The following is a 25,412-nucleotide window of genomic DNA, read 5'->3' as shown; positions in this document are numbered from 1 at the left end:
GTCGAGTTGCGAAGGCCCGTTGCGGTACTGAATCGGGGGATCCCTGGTACGAATCATTCGGACCAGGGATCCCCCGATACGAATGGGAGCGGACGAGGCGAGCCTCAGCAGTCACATCGGCACCGGTCGTACCACCGCGTGACGGGAGAAGCGCTGGGATCCGTACAGCGCGCCGCTCGCCGCCCTGGTCCTTGCTTCGGTGGACGCGAGTTCAGCCACCGTAGCCGTGTGAGCTCTGACTGCGTTCAGGGCGTGATCGCAACTCGCCGTCGAGTTGCGAACTTCCACAGCGGTACCGACATGGCGCTTGGATCCGTGCCGCGTGCCCGTCGCCGCTGTCCTTGCTTCAGTAGACGGGGAGTCCTTGCATTAGCAGCAGTGTGTCGACGCGGTTGCCAAGGCGTTCTCGCCTCCGCCGAACTTCCGAAGTCGGCCACTAAGCTGGTTCGGTGACCATCGAACTGACCCTGCTGTCCCGGGTGTCCTACGGCGGCCGGGAGATCACCGGGCCGCGGTTGTGTGGTCTGCTTGCGCTTCTTGCCGGCGATCTGCGTACGGGCTGCGGCATCTCCCGGTTGGTGGAGGGGGTGTGGCCGGACGAGCGGCCCGGGGCCCCTACGAAGGCGCTGCAGGTTCTGGTCTCCCGGGTCAGGGCTCAGATCGGCGCCGACGTCATCACCCGCACGTCCACCGGCTACCGCCTCGCGCTCAGCGAGGACCAGGTTGACACGTCCGCCGTGCTGCTCAGCGCCGCCGCGAGCGCCCGGCACTTCCATGCCGGTGACAACGAGGCCGCGCTCGCCCATTCCGAGACGGGTATCGCGCTGTGGGCGGCGGCTGAGGAAGCCGACCCCGGGCTCAATGACCCGTTGTCCACGCTGCGCACGGAACGGGCATCGACCTATCGGTCGCTGGTCCGTTCTCGCGCGCTGGCCCTGTCGCGGTTGGGTCGCCATGTCGAAGCGTTCGGGCCGCTCACTGAGGTCGTTCGTGAGCGGCCGCGGGATGAAGAGGCGCTCCTTGAGCTACTGCGCTGTGAGGCGGCGACAGCCGGACCGGCTGCGGCGCTGGTCAGGTATGACGCGTACCGCCGGTCGCTGCGTGAGGAGCTCGGCGTCGATCCCGGCCCGGCGCTGCAAGCCGGGTACCAACAGCTGTTGCACGGCGAGGCACCCGTGGTACGCCAGGGAATCGCGCACGAGCCCAACCCGCTGCTGGGTCGCGGCGACGATCTCACCGCGGTGACGGACTTGCTGGGCGCGGGTCGGGTCGTCTCGATCGTCGGTGCGGGCGGGCTGGGCAAGACCCGTCTCGCGCATGCGGTGAGCCGCCGGGCGCGACAACGCGTCGTTCAACTGGTCCCGCTCGTCGGGGTGACCGGTGATCAGGATGTCGCAGCCGAGGTGGCCTCGGCCCTCGGTGTCGGGGAGTCCTTGCGAGCGGTGGCAGGCCCGGACGTGGTCGCCCGCATTGCCGACGCCCTCGGCCCGGGCCCTGCCCTGCTGGTGCTGGACAACTGCGAGCAGGTGATCGCCGGTGTCGCCGAGCTGGTGCGGGCGCTGGTGTCGATGACGAGGGAACTGCGGGTGCTCACCACGAGCCGTGCCCCGCTCGGCCTGTCGTCTGAAGTTGTGTACCCGTTGCCTGAGCTGGACTTGTCGACCACGGTCGAGTTGTTCCGGCAGCGCGCGACGGCGGCCCGGCCCGGGGTCGACCTGCCCGCCGACCTGGTGCGGCAGCTGTGCGGTCACCTGGACGGGTTACCGCTGGCCGTCGAGTTGGCGGCCGCGCGGGTGCGGGTCATGTCGGCCAGCGAGATCGCCCGCCGCTTGAACGATCGGTTCGGCCTGTTGCGGGGCGGGGCACGGGACGCGCCGCAGCGGCATCACACCTTGCACGCCGTGGTCGACTGGAGCTGGAACCTCCTCGATCCGGCCGGGCAGGCCGCGATGCGCGCGCTGTCCGTGTTCGTCGGTGGCTTCACTGCCGACGCCGCACGACGGCTGCTCGGCGACGACGACGTGTTGCGGGTCTTGGAGCATCTGGTCGACCAGTCCTTGCTCAAAGTGGCCGACACGCAGTCGGGAACCCGGTTTCGTATGTTGGAGACCGTGCGCGAGTTCAGTGCAGCACGCCAGGAGGGGGCCGGCGAGATCGACCAGGTGCTGGACGGCTTTCTCGCCTGGGCGCGGGATTTCGGGCTGGCGCACTACGCGGCGCCGTTCGGCCCGGACCCCTTCTCGGCGGTGGCGGGGATCCGGGACGAGCAGGACAACCTCCTGCACGCGCTGCGGCACGGACTCGCCAAGGCGGACGGGGCAACAGTCGCCGCGACCGCCGCCGTGCTCGGCGCTTTGTGGACTATCGACTCCAACTTCGCGCGCATGACGGCGTTGGCCGACGAGACGGCTTGGGTGCTGTCGCATTTCCGGCCGGAACCCGAATTCGTCGAGGTCGTTCGGGCCGTCTCGACGCTGTGCACCTCAAACACGTTCGCGATCCAGGGTCCCCGCGCGGTGCGGTCGCTGGTCACCTTGCGCCGGCTGCCGCCGGCCCCGCCGACCACGCTGAACCGGGCCCTCGGGATTGTCCTGCGTGCCACGCCCGAAGTGCTCGGGCCGGACCGCACGGCCCTGGACGCGCTGTGCGACAGTCCCGAGCTGCTGCTGGCCGCGGCCGCGAACGTCGTCGCCAGCTACCTGTGGGAGATCGACGGTAATCTGGACAACGCGCTGAAGGCCGCCGAGCGGATGCTCGCCGCGTTGGGAAACGAGGTAAGCCCGTGGTCATGGGCGATGTCTCACTGCCGGATCGCCGAGCTATGCATGCAGGCTCAGCTGGGTGACCAGGCGCGGCGTCATCTGATGGACGCGCTGCCGACGCTCGAGGAGCTGGGGAATTCTCGGAACGTAATCGGGATCCGGTGGAGCCTTGCGGTCGCCAACCTCCAGGTCGGCGCCGTCGACGAGGCGGAGCACTGGCTGGAGCGGGTGGCGCTGGATCGGCCGGAGGACACGGACAACGCGCTCGCTTCCGACCTCGGGGTGCGCGCGGAGATCCTGCTCGCGCGGGGTGAGGTCGAGACCGGACTGCGTCTCTGGCGGCGAGCTGTCGACAGGCTGAAGAACATCGAGGACACCGAGGACTCTGTCGACCGGGTCGAGCCGCCGGACCTGAACCCGTGGATCCTGGAGAACACGGCCGTCGCCGTGATCGCCCATGCCCGGCACGGCAGGCCCGAACTCGTCCAGGACATGATCGACGAGCTGCCGCGCAAATTCACGACGTTGCTCCTCGAACCCGTCGTCAAGCCGCCGGCGTACCTCAAGAGTCTCTTCGTCTGCGGCACGTTGGCGCTGGCTCTGGCCACAGTGGACTTCGACCGGGGCGAGCGCGCCGGCGACGAGCGTGCCACGACGTCAGGGGCGCGATTGACCGCACTGGCGGAGCGTTTCGGTGTCCTGCGGAACTTCCAGCCGACCATGTCCGGTGAACGTGCCAGGCGCGCCGCCGAGCAAGCCGACGGGCCGGCATACTCCGACGCGGTGTCCTCGTATGCCGACCTGGCGCCCGACAGTCTGCGCGCCGCCGCCCTGAGGGCTCTCCGGGCGCGGCCCTAACGCACGGGATCGCGCTTGAACAGCGCTCGTGCCCACAGATAGCCCACCAACGCGAGTCCGACGCACCAGGCGAGGGCGATGATGGCGCTGTTGCCGATCGGAGCGCCCGTCAGCAGTCCGCGCATTGTCTCGATGATGGGGGTGAAGGGCTCGTTCTCGGCGAACCAGCGCACCGCTCCCGACATCGAGCCGGGCGAGACGAACGCGCTGCTGAGAAACGGCAGTACCTGGGTGATGAGGATGAAGCTCGACGCGCCGTCAGGACTCTTCGCCGCCAGCCCGATGGCGACCGCCAGCCAGGTTAGCGCGAGGACGAGCAGTACGACGACGCCGATAGTAGCGAGCCATTCGAGCGGACCGGCCGTCGGCCGGAATCCCATGGCCAGTGCCACGCAGATGACGAGTGCCACGCTGAGCATCGTCCGGATCATGGCCCCGGCGACGTGCCCGGTGAGCACCGAAGCGCGGGAAATCGCCATAGTGCGGAACCGGGCGATGATGCCTTCGGTCAGGTCGCTGTTGACGGCCAATGCCGTCGTCGAACTCCCGTAGCCGACGGTCATCAGGATGATCCCGGGGACCAGGTAGTCGATGTACCGGGTGCCTTTCGCCGCGCCGCCGAGGCCGGCGCCCAACGCGCCTCCGAAAACGCCGACGAACAGCAGGAGCAGCAGAATCGGGACGCCCAAGGACATGATCATCGTCGAGGGATAACGCAGTGCGTGCCGGAGATTGCGCCGCAGCATGGTCGCCGAATCGCTTGCGGCGTAGGACAAGGTGCTCATCGTGCGCCTTCCTTCTCGGTGGTCGGGTGGCCGGTGAGGGCGAAGAAGACGTCGTCGAGATCCGGCGTGTGCACCGTCAACTCGCCGACCTCGATCGACGCGTCGCCGAGCCGGTCGAGCAACGCCCGCAGCGACCGGACGCTGCCGTCGCTGGGGACTTGGAGGGTGAGCGCGTCGTCGTCAGTTGACGACTCAGCGAGAGCGACGGCGGCACGTTCGAGCCGGACCGGGTCGGCGAACCGCAGCCGGATGTGACCGCCGGGGATGAGGCGCTTGAGTTCGTCCGCGGTGCCCTCGGCGACCAGCTTTCCGTGGTCAAGGACCGCGATCCGGTCGGCGAGCTGATCGGCCTCGTCCAGGTGCTGCGTGGTCAGGAAGAGGGTGACCCCGCCGGCGGCCAGTTCGCGGATGATCTGCCACATGGTGTGTCGGCTGCGTGGGTCCAGGCCGGTGGTCGGCTCGTCGAGGAAGATCACCTGCGGGTCGCCGACCAATGTCATCGCGAGGTCGAGCCGGCGTCGCATACCTCCGGAGTAGGTCGCGGCCGTCTTGCCTGCCGCTTCGACGAGGTCGAACTGCTCGAGCAACCCGGCGGCGCGCCGCCGTCCTTCGGCCCGGCCCAGATGGTGCAGGTCCGCCATGAGGATCAGGTTTTCCTGGCCGGTGAGCAGGCCGTCCACCGCGGAGAACTGGCCGGTGACCCCGATCGCGGCGCGGACCAGATCGGGATCGGTCGCCAGATCGTGGCCGGCGATCCGCACTTCGCCGCCGTCCGCGCTGATGAGTGTGGACAGGACCTGCACCGTTGTGGTTTTGCCGGCGCCGTTCGGGCCGAGCAGCGAGAAGATCGTTCCCTCGGCGACGTTCAGGTCGACGCCGTCGAGCACAACGTGTTCGCCGAACGACTTGCGCAGCCCGGTTGCCGCGATCGCCGGCCGGGACGGGTTGGTGGCCACGTCCGTCCTTTCGTAGGGGTGGCGCTGGTGGCCACGACCCCGCCGAGCGTGCCCGCCGCGGCTTTCACCGCGGTGTCATCGCGCCTTCACCGAGCAACCCAGGCACCGATCAACAGCACCGATCAACGCGCTGTCAATTTCTGGCGCCTGGGCGTCAAGACTCCATGGTCGAACCCGGCGCGAACAACGGGGCGGTACCACTCTGGCGGATGCATTGTCTCGTTCGACAAAGGACTTCGGAATGAGCGACCTGGCCTACACCGCGATGTTGATCGGCAGCTTCGTGGTGCTGGTACTGATCTTGCGCGGCATCGAACAACGGCAGAAGGCCGCCGCCCGCGACGACGTGCGGCCTCCCCCGCACCAGGGACAACCGCCGCGCTAGACCTGAAGCGCTAGACGATGACGTGCTGGGACGACGTTGCGACGTGCTTCACGTGGAGGAGGGCGGTGGTGCGGGCGGCTGACGCAACGACGACCACCGGGCAGGTGGCGTGCTGCCGGCACGCCCGGGCGGTCGGGCCCGCGACGGCCGTGGCGTGGATGCCGAGATCGTGGCGCGTGCGACTGCCCAGTACGAGCAGGTCTGCGTGAGCCGCATACCGGAGCAAGATCCCTGCCGGGGCACCGAAGTCGAGGATCTTCCGGACCGGGCAACCGACGTTGTCACCGAACGCGGCCGACACGGTCGTGTGCAGCGTGGTGCCTTCTGCCCACCACCGCGCGTTCTCGTGTGACCAGACATCGGTAACGGCGTCCGGAGCGGACGCCATCCCGGTGCTCCAGCGGTACCACGTGTGGACGGCCCAGATTTCGGCGTTCCTGAACCGGAGTGCCTGTTCGGCCGCCCAGCGCAAGGCCGACACCGAATTGGCCGTGCCGTCGACACCGACTACGAGGCGATGCCGTGGAGCGATCTCGACCATGATCGGCCACCTTCTCTCGTGCAGGGGTGATTTTTGCCCGGTTTCCGGTGCCGGCCGCGGATACTGCCGAAAAATTGACAGCGGGCGGCGCTCTGGGCCCGATCTCGATGCGCTTTCTTGACGGCAGGCGCTCGCGGTCGTCCGGGAAGCCCTTGACTGCGCGTCACTGGTCGTAAACGTGCCGTCAAGGTTTCGCCTGGTCTTGTCCGGCGCCATGATCGGCGAGGCACACTGAGCGACACACTGAGGAAGCGCTTTTGCCCCAGCGGTTCCATGGCGTTTCGCCGGAGCGCGTCGCGCGGCGGGGACGTCGTCTGCGCACCACGAGGATGCTGAGTGAACGGAGCTGAGCGGACACTGATCGATCACGTGGACGAGAGCCATCACACTGAGCCTGAGCCCGCGCGAACCTCCGTGCCTCGCTGGAGGAACGAGACGGCCAGAGATCACGGCGACGCGGTCACGGTCCTTGTGGTCGACGCGGACCAGCGCTCCCAGCAGACTTTGGGTGTCCGCCTCCGCGCGAAAGGCTATCGAGTCCTGACGGCGTCCGACGGTGCCACGGCGCTGCGGCTTGCGGTCGACCGCAAGCCGGACCTGGTCGTGCTGGACCTCGACCTGCCCGACATCGACGGCGCCGACGTGATCGCCGGACTGCGCGGCTGGTCCACCTTGCCGATCATCGTGGTGTCCGCGCGCGCCGACTGCGAGGACAAGATCAAGGCCCTTGACGCCGGGGCCGACGACTATGTCACCAAGCCGTTCGTCATGGCGGAACTGCTGGCCAGGGTCCGCGTTGTCGTGCGCAGGCTCACGGCTTCGCCGAACTCCAGCGGCGAGGCGGCGGTCGAGACCGACTCCTTCACCGTCGACCTGGTCACGAAGACGGTGCTCAAGGACGGGACACTGGTCCACCTCACCCGGCACGAGTGGGCGATCCTGGAGGTCCTCGTGCGCAACCCCGGCCGGCTCGTGAGCCAGCAGCAGCTGCTCATGGAGGTGTGGGGTCCCGAGCATCTGTCGGCCTCGAACTACCTCCGGGTCTATCTGGGGCAGCTGCGCCGCAAACTCGAGCGCATCCCGTCGAGCCCGCGGCATCTGCTCACCGAACCGGGGATGGGCTATCGCTTCGAGCGGTGAGCTGGGTGACTGCGCTCAGTGCGGCAACGAGATCACCACGGTGAGTCCGCCGCCCGGGGTGTCTTCCGCGCGGATCGTGCCGCCCATGGTGGCGGTGAAGACCTTCGCGACCGAAAGCCCGAAGCCGAGCCGCCGCCCGTTGTTTTCGTCGGTCGGCGGGGTGAAGAACGACTCCGCGGCGCCCTTGGGCAGGCCGGGGCCGTGGTCGACGATCCGCAGTTCGACCTGGTCGGAGTGCTCGCTCGCCCGGATCGCCATGATCGGCTCGTTCTCGGCCACGCGGCCGTCGCCATCGACGTCCACCCTTCGCCGCGGCGTGAGCGTGCCGTAGCGCACGGCGTTGTCCACCAGGCACGCGACGACCCGTTCCAGCAGGCCGGCGTCCGCGTGAACCGGCGGCAGCGCTTCGTTGATGTCCACGGCCACCGGCTCGTCGAGGCGCGCGGCGGACAACACCCGCGCCACGATGTCCTGGTAGCACACGGATCCCAGCCGGACCGGTCGTACCCCAGTGGCCAGGTGCGCGCTGTCGAGCAGTTCGTCCACCACGTCTGAGAGCAGGTCGGCCGCGTTCTGCGCCGCGGCCAGCTTTTCGTCGGGGAGCTGTTCGCGGAGGCTGCCGAGCGCGGTTCTGATGGTGGACAGCGGTTCGCGGAGGTCGTTTTCGGCGGCGGACAGCAGGGTGCCGGGCAGTTCCGTGGTCGCGGCGCGGCGATGGACGGCGGTCGCTTCGGTCGTCATCCGCTGCTGGCGCAACGCTAGCAGCGCCTGCCCGGCGGCGGCCTCCAGTACCCGGCGATCGGCGGCAGGCAGTGCCCTGCCGCGGAGTGCCAGGTGCACGTCCGCGGTCACCGGAACGTCCACGTCGGCCTCGCTCGGTTCGTCACACGGCCCCTCGCCGACGCAGGCCACCCGTAGCCACTCGCCGTCGGTTTTCTCCAGTAGCGCGATCGAGGTCAGCCCGAAGTTCTCCACCACTTTCTCCAACAACCGGTTCAGGGGCTGGGGGTGGGTGAGCACGGTTCGCGCGTAGGACGCGAGCAGGGTCGCTTCGGTCCTTGAGGTAGCTGCCTGCGTGCCTCGTCTGGCGGCTCCGTCGACCACCAGCGCGACGATCACGGCGACGACCACCGTCGCGATCAGCGCGAGTGCGTTCTCCGGTTCGGCGATGCTCAGGGAATACAAGGGCGGGACGAAGAAGAAGTCCAGGAGCAGGACGCTGACGGCCGACGCGAACAACGCGGGACCGAGACCACCGACCAGTGCGACCGTCACGAGCACGAGAAGGTGGGTCATCACGTCGGTGGTGAAGGTGACTTGGTGCCGCCAGACCGCGCCGATCAGGGTGGCCAGCGCGGGCAGCACGACCGCCAGGGTCCAGCCGAGTGTCTTTCTCGAGGCGGTCAGGGGGCTGCGCCCGAGGCGGGCGCGAAGGCGTCCGACGGACTGGTCGTGGGTGACCATGTGCACGTCGATCGGCCCCGACTGCTGCACGGTGGTCGCGCCGATGCCCTCGTCGAACAGCCGCGCGAACCGCGACCGCCGCGAGGTGCCGAGGACGAGCTGGGTCGCGTTCGCGCCGCGAGCGAAGTCGAGCAGCGCGGTCGGCACATCGTCGCCGACCACGGTATGGAACGTGGAGCCGACGTCGGCGGCGAGCCTGCGCAGGTTGGCGCTGGACTGTGAACCCGTCGTGCCCAAGCCGTCACCGCGGAGCACCTGCAGCACCAGCAGCTCCGCGCCGGCCCGCACGGCGATCCGGGACGCCCGGCGGATGAGGGTCTCGCTCTCCGGGCCGCCGGTGACCGCGGCGACGACGCGTTCCCGCGTCTCCCAGGTGTCGGTGATCTGCTGCTCGGTCCGGTAGCGCTGGAGGGCGACGTCCACCTGGTCGGCCATCCACAGCAGGGCGAGTTCGCGGAGCGCGTTCAGGTTGCCCGGCCGGAAGTAGTTGCCGAGCGCCGCGTCGATCTTGTGCGCGGCGTAGATATTGCCGTGGGCCAGTCGGCGGCGCAGGGCCTCGGGAGTGATGTCGACGAGCTCGATCTGCTCGGCGCGGCGGACCATGTCGTCGGGGACGGTTTCCTGCTGCCGGATGCCGGTGATCCGCTGGACGACGTCGTTGAGGCTTTCCAGGTGCTGCACGTTGACCGTGGACACCACGTCGATCCCGGCCTGGAGCAGTTCCTCGACGTCCTCCCACCGCTTGGTGTTGCGGGAGCCGGGCACGTTGGTGTGGGCCAGCTCGTCGACAACGGCGAGCTCGGGTTTGCGCGAGAGGAGGCCGTCGACGTCGAGTTCCGCGAACTCGTGGCCGCGGTGCTCGACGTAGGCGCGGGGCAGGATCTCCAAGCCTTCGACGAGCTGTTCGGTCTTCGCCCGGCTATGCGTCTCGACCAGGCCGACGACGACATCGGTACCCCGTTCCGCGCGGCGATGCGCCTCGCCGAGCATCGCGAAGGTCTTGCCGACGCCGGGGGCCGCCCCGAGGTAGATCCGCAACTCGCCGCGACGGCGCTTATCGGTCACGCGCGCGACAGTACGGTGGTCCGGGTGCGCTCCCAAGGTATGTGGATCGCCAGTGCCGCAAAGAAAACGTAAATCCGTCCGCGCGGCGTCGACCTCCGTCGAACCGGGAAGCCCGGCAGGTACTGTCCCGGCCAGGAGGCACATGTCGTGCGTGGTGTGGAGACCGTTCTCTTTCTCGTCGTGGTCGCGACGGTCGTCGCGACGTTCGCGAAGCGGCTGAGTGTGCCGGCGCCGTCGCTGCTCGTGGTGGCCGGCGTGCTTGTCGGGCTGCTGCCCGGGGTGCCCACGATCGAGGTCACCCCGGAGATCATCAGCCTGGTGGTTCTGCCACCGCTGTTGTTCGCCGCGGGCGAGGAACTGCCCATGCGGGATCTGCGGGCGGCGTGGAAACCGGTGGCGGGGCTGTCGCTCGGGCTGGTGCTGGTGTCGGCTGCCGCCGTCGGTGGAGTCGCGCTCGCGCTGACGTCGATGCCGGTCGGGATGGCGTTCGTGCTCGGCGCGATCCTGGCCAGTACCGACCCGGTCGCGGTGACGGCGTTGGCGCGGCGGCTGCCGCTGCCAGCGCGGGTGCAGACCGTGGTGCAGGCCGAAAGCCTGTTCAACGACGCCACCAGCCTCCTGCTGTTCCGGGTTGCGCTGTCGCTCGTCGTGGCGGCGGGTTCCGCGTCGTGGGGTTCGACGGTCGGGGAATTCGTCGTGCTGGCCGGTGGGGGAGTGCTGGTCGGGCTGGCGACGGCGTTGGGCGCCTACTTCATCCGGCGTCGCACGGAGGACCCGATGCTGGAGACGGTGATCTCGTTGGTCACCCCGTACGCGGGTTATGTGCTCGCCGAGGCGATCCATGCCTCCGGGGTGACGGCGGTGGTCGTGGCCAGTGTCGGGCTGGGCGCGCAGGCGGGCAAGCTGTCCACTTCCCGGATCCGGCTGCAGGTCGGCGCGGTGTACCGCACGGTGGTGTTCCTGCTGGAAAGCGTGGTCTTCGGGCTCATCGGGCTGGAGCTTCCGGGGCTCGTGCGGCGGTTGTCCGGTGAACTGGGCTGGCCGCTGCAGGCGCTTGCCCTCGGCGCGACCCTGATCGTGGTCCGGCTGCTGTGGGTGTTCCCGCTGTCGGCCGCCTTGCACCGCGGTGAGGGCGACGAGCGGCCGTCATGGCGCCTTCCGGTCGTGGTGTCCTGGGCGGGCGCTCGCGGGGTGGTGCCGCTCGCCGCGGCGCTGTCGCTGCCGTTGACCGTCGCCGACGGATCCGCGTTGCCCGCGCGTGATCTGGTGCTGCTGCTCACGACGGCGGTCATCGTGCTCACCCTGGTGGTGCAGGGCTTCACGTTGGGGCCACTGGTGACGTGGTCGGGGATCGCCGTGCATCCCGACGAGATCCGCGAGGAGAAAAGCAGCGCCCGCGGAGAGCTCGCGAAAGCCGCGCTTGCCCGGCTCGAGCATATCGCCGAGACCGAATCGGCGCCGCTGTTCCTGATCGAACAGCTCCGCAGCAGCTGGCAGGCGCGGCTCGACCGGTTCGTGGCGAGCACCGGCGACGACCCCGACGGGATGGCGGACTCGGTGAGCTACCGGCGGCTGCGCCGTGACCTGCTCGCGGTGGAGAGCGCCGAACTGGCCCGGCTGTTCGCCCGCGGTGCCATCACCGACAGCGTCCGACGGCAGATCCAGCGTGAACTCGACCTCGAGACCACCGGCCTCGGCGACGACTGACCGCACGGCAGGCGCTTGACGCGTAGTCGTGCGGCGACCCTGGGTGTTTTGACGTCTCCTTGATATCCGGGCGGCAGATCTTGATGCCGTCGGTGTGGTGGCTTGCGGCATCCACGTATACAACGAGATCGGGGGTAGTTGGGGGGAGGCGGAGGGGAAGTGGCATCGGTGAACGCGGCCGTCACGCCGATGAGCCGGCCGGAAGCCGACGAGGAGTTGCGCCGCTTACGAGCCGAGGGCGACACCATCTCGGCCACGCTGGTCGGCTTGGAGGACCATCCGGGACGGCGCTTTCTCGAAGGCGTCGTGACGGCGGGTGCTTCCCGCGACCGCTGGACGGCCGCGCAGGCGGCGATCGGTGAGCTCTGGGACCGGTTCGGGCGATACCAGGACGTCCTTCGCCGGGCTGAAGGCACCCGGGATCTCACGGAGCTGAACGAGCTTCTGCGCGGCAACGTCGTCGAACTGCCTGCCGAACGAGAGCGGCACGAGCTCACCGAGCCGTCGGCCACGGGGCCGTTCGTGAGCTTGAGCGAGCTGGTTACGACGATGACGTCCGGCTACCGCGCGGTCGTGGACGTCCTGACGGCCGCGGAACAGGTTTGGTCGGACTACGTGCCGTGGCTGGACCAAATGGACGAGCGGCTGCGCTCGGCGACGGCTGCCGACGTCGCCGGCCCCGAGCTGGGCCGGGTGCGCGAGGAGCTGGCCGTGATCCGCACGACGGTGTTCTCCGACCCGCTGTCACTGCCCGGGAACGACGATCGGATCACCCGGCTGACCGGCGAACTCGATGCGGTGCGACGGGAGATCGACGAGCTTGTCCGCCTGCGTCGCGAGCGTGACGTCGAAGTCGCCGGGCTCCGGGGTTCGCTAGGCCGCTTGGCCGACGCCGAGCGCGAGGCGCGGGACACGATCGCCCTTGCGCGAACCAAGATCTCGGCCGCCCTCGCGGACGCCCGGGATTCCGTCCCGGTGCTGGCCGGGCGTCTTGACGTCGTCTCGTCACTGGCGGACCTACGCCGCCTGTCGGCTGAACTGGCGCAGCTGCGGGCGGCGATCGACACCGCGACCGAACGGGCGAACCAAGCTCGACTCAACGCGCGGGAACTGCTCGACCGGCGCGCGGAGCTGCGCGGTCGCCTGGAGGCATATCACGTCAAGGCCGCGCGCCTGCGGTACAGCGAAGACGACGAACTGGCGGCTATCCACCAGCGCGCACATGACCTGCTGTGGCGCGCACCGTGCGATCTCGCCGCGTCGACCACCGCCGTGCTGGCCTACCAGCGGGCACTGAGCGGCAAAGGGACGGCACGATGACCACGTGTACCAGGAACGGGTGTACCGGCACCATCCAGGACGGGTTCTGCGACGTCTGCGGGATGGCTCCGGTGGGCACGCCGGTGGTCCCCACTCCGGCCCCCGCACCGGTTTCCTCGCGGATGTCGATGCCGGTCAGCACCCGCACCGGCCGCGGCTCGCGGCGGGGTTCGACGAGGTCCACCCGCTCGACCCGCCGCGGCCGGCTGGGTGCCGGGCTGGTGGAGGTACCGCCGGTCCCGTATCGCGACCCGGCGTCGGCCGTGCTCGCCGACCCGGAAGTGGCCGAGCACAAACGGTTCTGCGGCACGTGTGACACGCCGGTCGGGCGCGGCCGTGACGGCAAACCCGGCCGCACCGAAGGATTCTGCCCGAAGTGCGGTGCCGCGTACTCGTTCGCGCCGAAGCTGGTCGCGGGCGAGATCGTGGCCGGGCAGTACGAGGTACTCGGCTGCATCGCGCACGGCGGCCTCGGCTGGATCTACCTCGCCCACGACCGCAACGTCAACGATCGCTGGGTCGTCCTCAAAGGACTGCTGGACACCGGCGATGCCGAGGCGATGGCCGCGGCCGTGGCGGAACGCCGGTTCCTGTCCGAGGTCGAGCACCCGAACATCGTCAAGATCTACAACTTCGTGCAGCACCCGGATCCGCGCGGCGGGTCGATGGTCGGCTACATCGTCATGGAGTACGTCGGCGGGCAGTCGCTCAAGCAGCTGCGGTCGGAGCGGGACTCGTCGGGCCACCTGCGTCCGCTGCCGATCGGCCAGTCCATCGCCTACGCGCTGGAAGTGCTGCCCGCACTGGGTTATCTGCACGGCAAGGGCCTGGCGTACTGCGACTTCAAACCGGACAACGTAATCCAGTCCGAGGAACAGCTCAAGCTGATCGACCTCGGCGCGGTCCGGCGGCTCGACGACGAGGACAGCGCCGTCTACAAGACCGACGGCTACTGCGCGCCCGAAATCGGCGACGAAACTCCGTCGGTCGACTCGGACCTCTACACCGTGGGCCGCACACTGGCCGTGCTGACGTTCAACTTCGACTACGTCGGCGCACACCGCGACACCCTGCCCATCGCGGCCGACGTGCCGCTCCTGGCCCGGCACGACTCCTACCGCCGCTTCCTGCGGCGCGCCACCGACCACGATCCGGACCGGCGGTTCACCTCGGCCGAGGAGATGGCCGAGCAGCTGACCGGCGTGCTGCGTGAAGTCCTGGCCACCGACGACGGCAAACCACGGCCCGGCGTCTCGACGGTGTTCGGCGCCGAGCGCAAGGTCTTCGGGACCGAACTCGCCGGCTGGCCCGCGCCGATCCAGCCGTCCGCACTGGTGGCCGCACTGCCGGTGCCGAGGGTGGACACCACCGACGCGGCTTCGGGACTGCTCGCGTCGGTGGCCACCGACGACCCGGCCGCCTTGATCGAGGCGCTCGCGCATGCTCGTCCGTCGACAGCGGAGGCCAAGCTTCGGATCGCCCGCGCCCGGATCGAACTGGGCGAGCTGGACGACGCCGCGGTGCTCCTCGAACAACTTCGTCAGGAAGATCCGTGGGACTGGCGAGTCGAGTGGTATCGGGGCCTCGCCGCGCTCGCCGCCGGGCAGCCCGCACAGGCATACGGGTACTTCGACGCCGTGTATGACGCCCTGCCCGGCGAGGCCGCGCCGAAGCTCGCCATTGCCGCCGTGCTCGAATGCCAGGACGAATTCACCAAGGCCGCGCAGTTCTACGACATCGTGTGGCGTACCGGCCACGCGCACGTAAGCGCCGCGTTCGGGCTGGCGCGAGTTCTGTTGAGGCAGGGAAACCGGACGGGCGCGGTCGACGGGCTGGCTTCGGTACCGGCGAGTTCCCGTCACTATCTCGCCGCGCAGCTCGCGGCCGTGCGGGCTCGCACACACGACCGCGATCCGGCCGAGATCGTCGAGGAGGAACTGGTCGAGGCGTCCGCCCGGCTGGAAGCGCTGGAGCTCGACGCGGAACGCCGGGCGCTGATGGCGGTGGAGCTGCTCCGCTCGGCCCACGGGTGGGCGGCGGCCCACCGGGGTCGGGCCGACGGGGGAGTGGTGCTGGGTTCTCCGTTGACCGAGCGGGATCTCAGCCGCGGCCTTGAGCGGTCTTATCGGGCGCTGGCCCGGCTGGCGACCGACAAGCGCCAGCGGGTCGCGTTGGTGGATCAGGCGAACGCCGTCCGGCCGGTGACCTGGTTGTGACCACAAAGGACTGCGCGGGCTGTGGCGCGGCCGTGTCCGCCGGGGACAACTTCTGCGAGCGGTGCGGCCTGGCCCAGCCGACCGGGCGCGATCGGGTCGAGCTGGACCTGGTCGTCGCCGCCGCGATCAGCGACCGCGGCCGCCGGCACCACCGCAACGAGGACGCTGTCGCGCTGCGGGTGACCGATCGGGTGATCGCCGTCGTCTGCGACGGCGTGTCCACATCGGACCGTCCGGACGACGCTTCGCGCGTAGCAGTCGAAGCCGCAGTCCAGGTGCTCGCGAACGACGGCTCGACGAAGGAGGCTGTGCGGGCGGCTGATGACGCTGTCAGCGCATTGGCTCCCGACACGACGGAGACCCCGGCTTGTACGTATGTGTCGGCCGTGGTGACGGACGAGGACGTGACTGTCGGCTGGGTCGGCGACAGCCGGGCCTATTGGCTCGGCATGACGGAATCCCGCCGCCTGACCGAGGACGACGCACTCGGGCACGTCCTGACCGCATGGCTCGGAGCGGACGCCGGGGAGGTCGCCGCGGGGGAGCTGACGTTCCGGCCCGACGAACCGGGAACGGTGCTGCTATGCAGCGACGGCCTGTGGAACTACCTCGGCGAAGCGCACGCGCTGACCGAGTACATCCGGACCTCGGAGAGCCCCGCGGCGGCCGCCGCGGATCTCGTCCGGTACGCGAACGATCAGGGCGGGCACGACAACATCACCGTCGCGGTGGTGCGGTTCCCGCCGACCGACGCAAGGAGAGCCAGATCATGAGCAGCGGACCGGAGTTCCAGGTCGAGGTCTACCAGAACGAGTACCTCCCTGACGGCGCTCGCGAAGTCAACGCGGTGCTCACCGTGACCGCGTCCGGCACGGGCCGGCCTCAAGGGGAGACCCGGGCGGCCGAAGTGATCATCGTGGACTGCTCGGGCTCGATGGAGTACCCGCGGGACAAGATGGCCGCGGCGATCCAGGCGACCTCGGCGGCCATCGACGCCCTGCGTGACGGTGTCGCGTTCGCAGTCGTGGCCGGAACCTCACTCGCCACTCCGGTTTACCCGTCCGCCGGACTCGCCACCGCCGACGCGCAGACCCGAGCCCAGGCCAAAGCCGCCGTGCGGACGCTGAAGCCGGTCGGCGGTACCGCCATCGGGAAGTGGCTTTCCCTTGCGTCCCAGCTGTTCGCGGGGCACGAAGGCGCGCTGAAACACGTGATCCTGCTGACCGACGGGCGCAACGAACACGAGCGACCCGAAGAGCTCGAACGGGTCCTGAAGGCGTGTGAGGGCCGGTTCGTCTGCGACTGCCGCGGCGTCGGGACCGCCTGGGAGGTCGCTGAGCTGCGTAAGGTCGCGACCGCGCTGCTCGGTACGGTCGACATCATCGCCGATCCCGCCGGGCTCGAAGCGGACTTCCGGGCGATGGCCGCGGCCGCGATGGGCAAGGCGGTCGCCGACGTGTCCCTGCGGCTGTGGACTCCCGAGAGTGCCAAGGTGAAATTCGTCAAGCAGGTCGCGCCGGAGGTCGTCGACCTGACCGGCAAGCGCACGGACTCCGGCCCGCGCAGCGGCGACTACCCGACCGGCTCCTGGGGCACGGAAAGCCGCGACTACCACGTCTGCGTCGAGGTGGTGCCCGGCAAGATCGGTGACGTCATGCTCGCCGCTCGGGTCAGCCTGGTCGCCGGTGAGGTGCTGGGCCAGGCCCTGGTCAAGGCGATCTGGACCGAAGACCCGGCCCTGTCGACGCGGCTGAGCAAGGAAATCGCGCACTACACCGGCCAGGCCGAACTGGCGGGCGTGATCCAGGAGGGCATGGCCGCCCAGCGGGCGGGCGACGTCGAACGCGCCACCGCCAAGCTCGGTCGCGCGGTGAAGCTGGCGGCCGAATCGGGGAACACCGAGACCGCGGCGTTGCTGGCGAAGGTGGTCGACGTCGAGGACCCGGTCACCGGCACTGTCCGGCTGAAGTCACGGATCACCGAGGCCGATGCGATGACGCTGGACACGCGCTCCACCAAGACCTCGCGCGTGCGCAAGAGCTGACGGCCATGCCAGTCTGCCCGAGTGGCCACGACTCCGCGGCCACCGATTTTTGCGACGTGTGCGGTCGCCAGCTGGGGGCGCCCGCCGCGCCGTCCGCGGTCGCCGTCGAACCGGCCACCGTCTGTCCGTCCTGCGGTGAGGCGAATTCCGGACGGTTCTGCGAAGGCTGCGGCTACGACCTCGTCGCGGGCGGAGCCGGCTGGAGTGCTGTGGTCTCGGCCGATCGTGCCTACTTCGACACCGTGAGCTCGACGGACGAAGACATCCCCTTCCCGGCCGCGTACCCCGTGCGGGTCGTTCGCCTGCGGGCCGGGGAAGTGCGGATCGGCCGCCGCAGCCGCTCGCGGGGGCTCGTCCCGGAGATCGACCTGACCGGGCCGCCGGAGGACCCCGGCATCTCACACCTGCACGCGGTCCTGCGGACTCTTCCCGACGGCGGCTGGACGCTGACCGACGCCGGCTCCACCAACGGCACGACGATCAACGACGACCCCGCCGTGCTCGGCGCCGACGCCGCGGTAGCGATCGACGACGGCGACCGCATCCACGTCGGCGCGTGGACCACCATCACCCTTCGAGCGGACGGATCACGATGAAACCGGGCGATTGGACGACCCCGCAATGGATTCGAGCGCTCGCCGCCGGTTCGGTGCTGCTCGCGCTCGTGCTGGGCGTCGTGCTCGCCACGGTGACGTCCGGGGTGCGCGACGGGCTCGCGGTGATCGGCGGCCGCGCCGCACCGCAGGTAAGCGCCACCACGGACCTGTCCTTCGCGCTGTCCGACATGGACGCCCAGCTGGCCAACGTGATGCTGGTCGGCGCCGATCCGGCGTTCACCGCGATCCACCAGCAGTCACTGGACCTGTTCGACCAGCGGCGACGCCAAGCCGACGCCGACCTCCAGCAGGTGGCCACCGACGAGTCCGCCCAGCAGGCCGTCCGGACCGTGCTCGACCAGTTCGGTCAGTACCAGGCGCTGGCTTCGCAGGTCCTCCTGCTCGACAAAGGCGGCGCCGCGGGCAGGCCGGGCGCCGACGTGCTGGCCGTCTACCGGCAGGCGACCGGCCGGATGCAGGACACCCTGAGCGCGGTGCGCGGCCTGACCACTGCCAACCACGACCTGCTGAACAGTACCTATCAGTCCAAAGTGGACGACACGGTCACCGCGCGGACTTGGGTGCTGGTCATCGGGTGCACGCTAGTGCTGCTGCTCGTCGTCGCGCAGGTGTACCTACGGCTGAAGCTGCGGCGCCGGCTGACTGTCGCGCTCCTGCTGGCGACCTTGCTCGGCGCCGGGTTGACCATCGCGGGCACCGTTGTGCTGGCGGACGAGTCGGGCCACCTGACCGTGGCCAAGAGCAACGCGTTCGACTCGATCGTCGCGCTGGCACAGGCGCGCGCGGTCAGCTATGACGCCAATGCCGACGAGAGCCGCTATCTGGTCGATCCCGAACTCGCCGCGAAATACCAGCAGTCCTTTGTGGATAAATCGCAGCAGCTGGTCGGGCTGGGTGCCGATCTCACGCACTACGACAGCGCGCTCGCGGATGCGTTGCGCGCTTATCAGGCACGCAACTCCGACGTCCGGTTCACCGGCTTCTTCGGCACCGAGTTGAACAACATCACCTTCCCCGGGGAACGGGCCGCGGCGGAGAAGACCCTGGCCGCCTACCAGGTCTACCAACTCGACGACCGCAAGATCCGCGCGATGGCCACCACGGGTGATCTTCGCGCCGCGATCCTGTTCTGCATCAGCACCAGCCCGGGCAACTCCAACTACGACTTCGGGCAGTACGACGCCGCGCTCACCGCCCTGATCGCGATCAACCAGCACGCCTTCGACGGGGCCATCGCCGACGGTGACCGTGAGACCGGCGGCTGGACCGGCCTCATCCCCGGGCTCACCGTCCTCCTCCTCGCGGCCTCGGTCTTCGTGGGTGTCCGCCCACGCCTGGCCGAGTATCGTTAGTGTCGCTAGCCGCGCTGCATCTCGTCGAGGGTCAGCACGCGATCGGAGTAGTACGTGTTCTGGATGTCGGCAGTGCTGTTCGCCGATTTCAGGTAGTCCGCCCAGACCATGAAGTAGGTCCACCGTGGTTGCGCCGCGAGTTCGGCCGGGGTCGGGATCTTGCCGACTTCGGCGAGTGCGATCGGTTTGCCGTGGGCCGCGTTCTGCAGGGCCTGGTACTCGGAGCCGGACGGGAAGTTCGCGTTCCACATGTCGATGCCGGCGACGTCGACGTAGTTGTCTCCGGGGTAGTAGGAGCTGAACGAGCCGACGTCGACGTCCTTGACGGCCCAGTCCCACACGATGTCGGTCAGGCCCTTGCCCACGAGGTAGTCGTGCGTGATGCGGTACAGGCCGGCACTGCCGGTCAGGCCTGGCCGCCCGCCCCACCACGACCATCCCTCGTTGAGTTCGTGCAGCGGCCGGAACAGCACCTGCACTCCCGCGTTCTGCAGCTGCTGCAGGTAGGGGACTGCCTCGTCGAGACGCGCTTTGTACTTGTTGTTGAGGTCGGAGCCGTTGGTCATCAGCTGTGTCCACTGAGGATCGAGGAGGTGGCTTTCGACGCCGCCGGCCCAGTCGCACGAACTGCCTTGGGTCGGCGGGCACATGTGCCAGGTCAGCGTGACGACCGCGCCGTGGCTCCACTCGAGCTTGGCCTGGTTGACCATGCTTTGCCGGGCCGCGACGTCCGACGCGGCGAAGAGGAAGTCGCCGCCCCACAGGCTGGGGTACTTGCCGGTGATGTCGTGCACCTGGGCGGTGTACTGCGATGGGTTCGAGTTGGGTTCCTTGTTGTGCTGGCCGGCGATCGTGTGGTTGCCCGAGATCTGCTTGAGATAAGCGAGCGTGCCGCCGGATTGGAGCTGGGCGGACGTAGCGTCGGCCGGGGGTGCGACCGCCATCGTGAGGGTGGTGACGGCGACGAGCGCGGTCAGCCATCGCGTGCGGATCTTCCGGCTGGGGAGGGGCATCGATTCTCCTCGACGTTGCGGAGCCTGCGGGGACCAGGTGAAGCGCTTAAGCATTGTGTGACCTGGATGACGAGACTGTCAATGATCAAGGCCTGCGGCGATGGCGATACGCTAGGCTTTGCGCAGGTTGAAGCGGTTGAGTTCGGCAGACGGTTGAGGTCGGAGGTGCGATGAAGCGGTTGACCATCACCGACATCGCCGAGGCAGCCGGGGTGTCTACGGGCGCGGTGTCCTACGCGCTCAACGGCAAACCAGGGGTCTCCCAGGCGACCCGGGACAAGGTGGTGCGGATCGCGGCGGACCTCGGCTGGCGTCCCAGCACCGCGGCCAGGGCGTTGACTCGGTCCCGTAGCGGAGCGATCGGGTTGATCGTGGATCGGCCCGCGCAGGTCCTCGGTATCGAGCCCTTTTTCATGCAGCTGGTCTCGGGCATCGAGATGGCGTTGAAGAACGGTTTCGAGAACGACGAGTCCACAGCGCTGATGCTTCAGGTGACCGACGACCAGCGGACCGAGATCCAGACCTATCGGAACTGGTGGGCCGAGCGTCGGGTGGACGGGGTCATCGTGGTCGACCTGACCGAGAACGACGCGCGGGTCGGCGTACTCGAGGAGATCGGCCTGCCTGCCGTTGCGCTGGGGTTCCCCCAGGAAGGTTCCACCATGCCCTGCGTCTGGAGCGATGATGGCGCGCCCATGCGCGAAGTCGTCGGGTACCTTGCCGCACTCGGGCACACGCGTATCGCGCGGGTGGCCGGCCCGGCCGCCCTGGTGCATACCGTGCAGCGCGATCTCGCCTTCGCCGAAGCCGCCGGGCAGTACGCACTGACCGGATCCACGACCGTCCACACGGACTACTCCGGTGATGGGGGTGCGAGAGCGGCGCGAAGGCTGCTCTCGCAACGGGAGCGCCCGACCGCGCTCGTTTTCGACAACGATGTGATGGCCTTGGCGTCCATGGCTGCCGCTCAGGAGATGGGGATCATCGTCCCGGACCAGTTGTCGATCGTCGCCTGGGATGATTCCGCCCTGTGCCGGCTCGTCCGGCCGGCGGTCACCGCGGTCAACCGCGACATTCCGCAGCACGGCGTGAGTGCGGTCGCCGCACTGGAAAAGCTGATCCGCAGTGAGCGGGTGGAGCACTGCCAGACCCCCGTCGCGGTGCTCACCCCCCGCGCGAGCACGGGCCGCGCGCCCACAGTCTGAGCCGGCTCGAGGGAAACCTCCCGCAGGGGGAGAGTTCAGCTGCCGGTCGCGTGTTGACTGTCTCCTGGCGGTAGGGCCCATCGTTGTTCTTGTCCGGCCGAGTGGTCGGACAAGCCGACGAAAAGCGAGCACCTATGAGCTACGTCCTTGACCCCGAGCTCGTCCCCGCCATGGCCGCGCGCGCCGAACAGGTGGCGGCGGGACCCGTCCGCGAGCGCGGCGACTGGAAGGCGCTGCGGGAAGCCGGCAACGTCGGCCAGGCGTACATGGCGACCCTGGTCCCGCAGGTCGCGGGAATCAAGACCGCCACGTACCACGCGACCGCGCGCGACGGCTCCTCGATCGAGCTGCGCTGGTACACCACTGGCGACGCGTCACAGCCCGGCCCGGCCGTCGTCTACGCCCACGGCGGCGGCATGGTCCTGGGCAGCCTCGACACGTACGACGCCCTGCTGTCCTGGTACGTCGCCCGCAGTGGTGTGCCGATCCTGTCGGTCGGCTACCGGCTGGCTCCCGAGGCCACCGGAACAGCCCTCGCCGAGGACGTCTTCGCCGGGCTCGCCTGGCTCGCCGCGAACGCGGCCGGCGTCGGTGTCGACCCGGCCCGCATCGCGGTCATGGGCGACAGCGGCGGTGGTGCCCCCACTGCCGGGGCCACGATTCTCGCTCGCGACCGCGGGCTTCCGGTTGCCCGGCAGCTCCTGGTCTATCCCATGCTCGACGACCGCAACCAGACCCCCGATCCGGCGCTGGTCCCGTTCGCCACCTGGGGGTATGGCGACAACTACACCGCATGGCAGGCGGTGCTCGGGGCCGATCTGGGATGCGCCACCGTCGCGCCCGTAGCGGCCCCCGGCCGGCTGAAGGACTTCAGCAGGCTGCCACCGGCCTACCTCGAAGTCGGCGACCTGGACATCTTCCGCGACGAGACCATCGCCTACGCCCAAGGCCTCGCCCGTGCGGGCGTTCCGGTCGAACTGCACGTGCACCCCGGCGCGCCCCACGGCTGGGACCGGTTCGCTGCCGACTCCGCCAGCGCCCGCCGCGCCTACGGCGATCGCGTGCGCGTGCTCACGACGTTGTAAGCACGCTTGACCATCCACCCAGCCACTACCCAGTCATCAACGAGGAGACAGCCGATCATGGGCATCCAAGCCACGAACACCTTTCACACCCGGCCCGGCCGCGCCGCCGAACTCATCGCCACCCTGCAGCAGGTCCTGCCTGACACCCTCACCGATGACTCCTAAGATTTGGTCGGCGCGGGCAATGACCGATTGAGCATCATCGTGAGCCCTCCCCGTGGGGGAGAGTCACGTCCCGGAAGGATTCTGATTCCTCCCGTAAGGGGCGACATGGCGGTGACAGAACGCGCAGAGATTCGTGCCTGAACATGCCAGGCCGGCGTGACCGCGACACGGAATTCCGCACCAGCGGCTAGGCTGACTCCACAATGTACTGAAGAGCGCAGGGAAAATCGGGGGGAATAGTCACGATGTCGAACCATGCAACGGCAGGTCGGGACGAACCGGAGTCCGCCGAAGACTTTCAGCAGATGCTGTCGATGATCACCGGATTCTGGGTGAGCCAGATTGTCGGCGCTGTCGCGAAACTGTCGATCGCCGAGCAGTTCGCCGACGGACCGCTGACGGCGGTCGAGGCCGCGGAACGTGCGTCGACCGATCCCGCCTATACTTACCGGCTGCTGCGGTCTTGCGTGACCTTGGGATTGTTCGAATACGCCGATGGTCGCTTCGCGGGAACACCGCTTTTGGCCACCTTGCGCGCCGGTTCGGCCAATTCGCTCAAGAACCTGGCTATCGTCCAGACCGCCCCTGGGCATTGGTTGTCGTGGGGCCGGTTCCCGGATGCGATCCGCGAGGGTGTCTCTCAGACGGAGGTGGCGCTGGGGACCACCATCTTCGAGCACTTCGGCCGGAATCCGGACGAGGCCGACTACTTTTCGCGCGCGATGACCGACCTGTCCACCCCCGTCATCGACGAATGTGTTCCGGTGCTCGACTTGCGCGGGGTCTCCACGGTCGTCGACGTCGGTGGCGCGAACGGCGCGTTCGTCTTCGCTTTGATGGCCGACAACCCCGGTATCAAAGGGGTGGTGCTCGACCTGCCGCACGTCGTCGGCGGAACCCGGGCGGAAGCCGAGCGCTGGAAACTGGACCACCGGTTCGACGTCGTCGGGGGAGACTTCTTCGACGGTGTCCCCGCAGGCGATCTCTATCTGCTGAAGTACATCATGCACGACTGGGACGACGAGGCCTGCGTCGCGATTCTCCAGCGTTGCCGTGAATCGCTCAATCCGGGAGGCCGCGTCGCGATCGTCGACATCGTCCTCGGTGCCGCGAACGACCCGGGAATCGGCACGCTGATGGACATGAACATGGCGGCGATGTTAACGGGTAAGGAACGCGAGCTGGGTGAATTCACAGCCCTGCTGAAGGCAGCCGGTTTCCGGATCACGAACGTCACCGCCGTTCAAGCGCCCTATGCGGTGATTGAAGCGGAAGCGGTTTAGTCCCGGGAGCGCAATTGCATGTCGCCCGAAGCAGGTCCAACTGGTTAGCCGACTCGCTCCCGGGTGCTGCGGTGTAGACGACCCACCCGAAGATCGTTGCGCCGGGTGGTCGTTGTGCGCACCGGCCACCAGATACAGCAGGACCAACGGGTTCGCCACGCCGATCCACAACGCGAATTCCGGCCTCGCCCCGAGGTGACGGCACAGCGCCGGCAGCGCAAGACACAGCAGGCCCAGCCCGGTGACCAACGCCAATCTGGTCAGTACTGTCCCCAGCGCGGCGGTGGCCTTGCCGTTCCTGGCGTGGGTGTGGGTGGTGCACCGTTCGGGTGGGCGCCGTCCGACCGTCCGTGGGTTCGTGGTTGTGGTCGTGGTGTCCACTGTGGTCATGGTGTTCGGGTTGTGCACTGTCCTCGCCGGCGTCGATCTCGGGTGGATCGCCGCGCTGGGCGGCAACTCGGATCTTGAGCCCTGGTTGTCCGTGCCGACCGCGCTGGGCAAGCTCACCGGGGCGGTGCTGAACCTGTTCACCGAAGTCGACCCGGCTCGGCTGATCGCGCGATTCCGGCTGGTGGGCTGGGGACTGCTCGCAGGGCTCGTTGCCTGGTTGTGGTGGCGATCGCGAGACGGTGGTGCCGCGGCCGTCCGCGGCGCCGCGTTGGCGCTGATGGCCACTGTGCTCTTCTCGCCGGTGGTGTTCCTGTGGTATTTCACCTGGCCATTGGCGCTCGGCGCGGCGGTCACCTGGTCTGCTTCCCGCATCGCGGCCGCGTCCGCCGTGTCGGTGTGGCTTGTGCTCAGTACGCATCCCGACGGGAAAACTCTGCTGCCTCCACGGGGTTTCGGTGCTGTGTTAGTGCTCTCCGTCCTGGTCGGCGTCATGCTGACCCCGCAGGAGGAGGTTCTCAGAGGCGTTTTCAGTGTGCGAGGGTCTTCACGGTCACCACGAGTGCGCCGAGTGCGAGTAGGACGAGCACGAGTAGGACACGTTTCCAAAGTGACAGCTTCGTCCGGCGTGCCGTGAGTAGCGCGAAGAGGCCCAGCTCCGCGACCGTTACGCACACCCCCGCTGTCACGGCGGCGTGATAGGGCATCCAGCCAAGCCCGGCAATGACCAGTAACAGCAGCGGGATGGCCGCAGCTTCCAGGATCTGCGCGGACGCCCGTGAAGCCGCGGCCGCCTCCGAGCCGGTCATCCCCTTGCCGTGCGCAGCCAGGTGGCCGACGTAGTCGGCGAGCACACTGGCGGCCCAGAGCCCGCCGGCCGCGATCGCGACGTCGACCACGGCGGTCCACGGCGCTGGGGGGCCCTCGTCCGGCTGGACCAGGACCAGCAGCGTGCTCAGGCAGGCGATTCCGCCGTAGATGCGTTCACGCAGCACCGCCGCTATGTGCTCGGGCGTGGGGCCGGGCTGCGTCTCTGTCTCTGTCGTGGCCATCCCGATCATC

20 protein-coding genes are annotated in these 25,412 nt (G+C 68.8%); 14 read left to right on the top strand and 6 right to left on the bottom strand.

Annotation, left to right across the window (positions count from 1 at the left end):
• Window positions 1–449: 449 nt before the first annotated feature.
• Complete coding sequence (locus JWQ81_RS24445) at window positions 450–3,620, top strand: BTAD domain-containing putative transcriptional regulator (protein ID WP_297544918.1); 3,171 nt, start codon at window positions 450–452, stop codon at window positions 3,618–3,620.
• Here the strand turns inward: JWQ81_RS24445 and JWQ81_RS24440 are convergent.
• Both JWQ81_RS24440 and JWQ81_RS24435 read right to left on the bottom strand, forming a co-directional pair.
• Complete coding sequence (locus JWQ81_RS24440) at window positions 3,617–4,405, bottom strand: ABC transporter permease (RefSeq protein ID WP_297544916.1); 789 nt, start codon at window positions 4,403–4,405, stop codon at window positions 3,617–3,619. The genes JWQ81_RS24445 and JWQ81_RS24440 overlap by 4 nt on opposite strands.
• Window positions 4,402–5,361, bottom strand: a complete 960-nt coding sequence (locus tag JWQ81_RS24435; RefSeq protein WP_297544914.1) for an ATP-binding cassette domain-containing protein — start codon at window positions 5,359–5,361, stop codon at window positions 4,402–4,404. The genes JWQ81_RS24440 and JWQ81_RS24435 overlap by 4 nt, the downstream gene beginning before the upstream one ends.
• 241 nt (window positions 5,362–5,602) lie before the next feature.
• On the opposite strand from JWQ81_RS24435, the gene JWQ81_RS24430 reads away from it, so the two are divergent.
• Window positions 5,603–5,746 (top strand): hypothetical protein, encoded by a 144-nt coding sequence (locus JWQ81_RS24430; RefSeq protein ID WP_297544912.1) that lies wholly within the window; start codon window positions 5,603–5,605, stop codon window positions 5,744–5,746.
• A gap of 10 nt (window positions 5,747–5,756) precedes the next feature.
• Here the strand turns inward: JWQ81_RS24430 and JWQ81_RS24425 are convergent, their stop codons facing one another.
• The gene (locus JWQ81_RS24425; protein WP_297544903.1) at window positions 5,757–6,287 is read right to left on the bottom strand and encodes a universal stress protein; all 531 of its coding nucleotides are present in this window, start codon (window positions 6,285–6,287) and stop codon (window positions 5,757–5,759) included.
• 414 nt (window positions 6,288–6,701) lie between these two features.
• On the opposite strand from JWQ81_RS24425, the gene JWQ81_RS24420 reads away from it, so the two are divergent.
• A complete protein-coding gene (locus JWQ81_RS24420; RefSeq protein ID WP_297544902.1) occupies window positions 6,702–7,427 on the top strand; it encodes a response regulator in 726 nt (241 codons plus the stop codon).
• 15 nt (window positions 7,428–7,442) lie between these two features.
• Here JWQ81_RS24420 and JWQ81_RS24415 read toward each other — a convergent pair whose 3' ends face one another.
• Complete coding sequence (locus JWQ81_RS24415) at window positions 7,443–9,956, bottom strand: DUF4118 domain-containing protein (protein WP_297544900.1); 2,514 nt, start codon at window positions 9,954–9,956, stop codon at window positions 7,443–7,445.
• A 147-nt stretch (window positions 9,957–10,103) separates the two neighbouring features.
• Between JWQ81_RS24415 and JWQ81_RS24410 the strand changes: the two genes are divergently transcribed.
• The 7 genes from JWQ81_RS24410 to JWQ81_RS24380 all read left to right on the top strand — a co-directional run bounded on the left by JWQ81_RS24410 (window position 10,104) and on the right by JWQ81_RS24380 (window position 19,212).
• Entirely contained in the window at window positions 10,104–11,663 is a 1,560-nt protein-coding gene (locus tag JWQ81_RS24410) for a Na+/H+ antiporter (RefSeq protein ID WP_297544899.1), read from the top strand.
• A gap of 159 nt (window positions 11,664–11,822) precedes the next feature.
• On the top strand, window positions 11,823–12,983 hold the full coding sequence (locus JWQ81_RS24405) for a hypothetical protein (protein ID WP_297544897.1): 1,161 nt from the start codon (window positions 11,823–11,825) through the stop codon (window positions 12,981–12,983).
• Entirely contained in the window at window positions 12,980–15,199 is a 2,220-nt protein-coding gene (locus JWQ81_RS24400) for a serine/threonine-protein kinase (RefSeq protein ID WP_297544895.1), read from the top strand. The genes JWQ81_RS24405 and JWQ81_RS24400 overlap by 4 nt, the downstream gene beginning before the upstream one ends.
• Entirely contained in the window at window positions 15,196–15,972 is a 777-nt protein-coding gene (locus JWQ81_RS24395; protein ID WP_297544893.1) for a protein phosphatase 2C domain-containing protein, read from the top strand. Before JWQ81_RS24400 ends, JWQ81_RS24395 begins: the two co-directional genes overlap by 4 nt.
• Window positions 15,969–17,243 (top strand): VWA domain-containing protein, encoded by a 1,275-nt coding sequence (locus JWQ81_RS24390; RefSeq protein WP_297544891.1) that lies wholly within the window; start codon window positions 15,969–15,971, stop codon window positions 17,241–17,243. The genes JWQ81_RS24395 and JWQ81_RS24390 overlap by 4 nt, the downstream gene beginning before the upstream one ends.
• 56 nt (window positions 17,244–17,299) lie before the next feature.
• A complete protein-coding gene (locus tag JWQ81_RS24385) occupies window positions 17,300–17,839 on the top strand; it encodes an FHA domain-containing protein (protein ID WP_297544890.1) in 540 nt (179 codons plus the stop codon).
• Window positions 17,836–19,212, top strand: a complete 1,377-nt coding sequence (locus JWQ81_RS24380) for a hypothetical protein (RefSeq protein WP_297544888.1) — start codon at window positions 17,836–17,838, stop codon at window positions 19,210–19,212. The genes JWQ81_RS24385 and JWQ81_RS24380 overlap by 4 nt, the downstream gene beginning before the upstream one ends.
• A 5-nt stretch (window positions 19,213–19,217) precedes the next feature.
• On the opposite strand, the gene JWQ81_RS24375 is transcribed toward JWQ81_RS24380, so the two are convergent.
• Entirely contained in the window at window positions 19,218–20,225 is a 1,008-nt protein-coding gene (locus JWQ81_RS24375; RefSeq protein WP_297544886.1) for a glycoside hydrolase family 26 protein, read from the bottom strand.
• 170 nt (window positions 20,226–20,395) lie between these two features.
• Between JWQ81_RS24375 and JWQ81_RS24370 the strand changes: the two genes are divergently transcribed.
• The 4 genes from JWQ81_RS24370 to JWQ81_RS24355 all read left to right on the top strand — a co-directional run bounded on the left by JWQ81_RS24370 (window position 20,396) and on the right by JWQ81_RS24355 (window position 24,987).
• On the top strand, window positions 20,396–21,430 hold the full coding sequence (locus JWQ81_RS24370; RefSeq protein ID WP_297544884.1) for a LacI family DNA-binding transcriptional regulator: 1,035 nt from the start codon (window positions 20,396–20,398) through the stop codon (window positions 21,428–21,430).
• 134 nt (window positions 21,431–21,564) lie between these two features.
• On the top strand, window positions 21,565–22,515 hold the full coding sequence (locus JWQ81_RS24365) for an alpha/beta hydrolase (protein WP_297544882.1): 951 nt from the start codon (window positions 21,565–21,567) through the stop codon (window positions 22,513–22,515).
• A gap of 470 nt (window positions 22,516–22,985) precedes the next feature.
• Window positions 22,986–23,963 (top strand): methyltransferase, encoded by a 978-nt coding sequence (locus tag JWQ81_RS24360; RefSeq protein WP_297544880.1) that lies wholly within the window; start codon window positions 22,986–22,988, stop codon window positions 23,961–23,963.
• Window positions 23,964–24,204: 241 nt separating this feature from the next.
• Window positions 24,205–24,987, top strand: a complete 783-nt coding sequence (locus tag JWQ81_RS24355) for a hypothetical protein (RefSeq protein ID WP_297544878.1) — start codon at window positions 24,205–24,207, stop codon at window positions 24,985–24,987.
• Here JWQ81_RS24355 and JWQ81_RS24350 read toward each other — a convergent pair.
• On the bottom strand, window positions 24,881–25,402 hold the full coding sequence (locus tag JWQ81_RS24350) for a hypothetical protein (RefSeq protein WP_297544876.1): 522 nt from the start codon (window positions 25,400–25,402) through the stop codon (window positions 24,881–24,883). The genes JWQ81_RS24355 and JWQ81_RS24350 overlap by 107 nt on opposite strands.
• Between the last annotated feature and the right edge of the window lie 10 nt (window positions 25,403–25,412).

It is taken from the genome of Amycolatopsis sp. (assembly GCF_025464955.1).
GTDB lineage: Bacteria > Actinomycetota > Actinomycetes > Mycobacteriales > Pseudonocardiaceae > Amycolatopsis.
The sequence above is the reverse complement of the archived record's forward strand: the minus strand, read 5'-3'. Positions and strand labels throughout refer to the sequence as shown.

Bases quoted from the DNA above. Each gene is read 5' to 3' on its own strand.
- JWQ81_RS24380 (WP_297544888.1), top strand. From the start codon at position 17,836: ATGAAACCGGGCGATTGGACGACCCCGCAATGGATTCGAGCGCTCGCC.
- JWQ81_RS24430 (WP_297544912.1), top strand. From the start codon at position 5,603: ATGAGCGACCTGGCCTACACCGCGATGTTGATCGGCAGCTTCGTGGTG.
- JWQ81_RS24390 (WP_297544891.1), top strand. From the start codon at position 15,969: ATGAGCAGCGGACCGGAGTTCCAGGTCGAGGTCTACCAGAACGAGTAC.
- JWQ81_RS24375 (WP_297544886.1), bottom strand. From the start codon at position 20,225: ATGCCCCTCCCCAGCCGGAAGATCCGCACGCGATGGCTGACCGCGCTC.
- JWQ81_RS24360 (WP_297544880.1), top strand. From the start codon at position 22,986: ATGCTGTCGATGATCACCGGATTCTGGGTGAGCCAGATTGTCGGCGCT.
- JWQ81_RS24365 (WP_297544882.1), top strand. From the start codon at position 21,565: ATGAGCTACGTCCTTGACCCCGAGCTCGTCCCCGCCATGGCCGCGCGC.
- JWQ81_RS24350 (WP_297544876.1), bottom strand. From the start codon at position 25,402: ATGGCCACGACAGAGACAGAGACGCAGCCCGGCCCCACGCCCGAGCAC.
- JWQ81_RS24440 (WP_297544916.1), bottom strand. From the start codon at position 4,405: ATGAGCACCTTGTCCTACGCCGCAAGCGATTCGGCGACCATGCTGCGG.
- JWQ81_RS24370 (WP_297544884.1), top strand. From the start codon at position 20,396: ATGAAGCGGTTGACCATCACCGACATCGCCGAGGCAGCCGGGGTGTCT.
- JWQ81_RS24425 (WP_297544903.1), bottom strand. From the start codon at position 6,287: ATGGTCGAGATCGCTCCACGGCATCGCCTCGTAGTCGGTGTCGACGGC.
- JWQ81_RS24400 (WP_297544895.1), top strand. From the start codon at position 12,980: ATGACCACGTGTACCAGGAACGGGTGTACCGGCACCATCCAGGACGGG.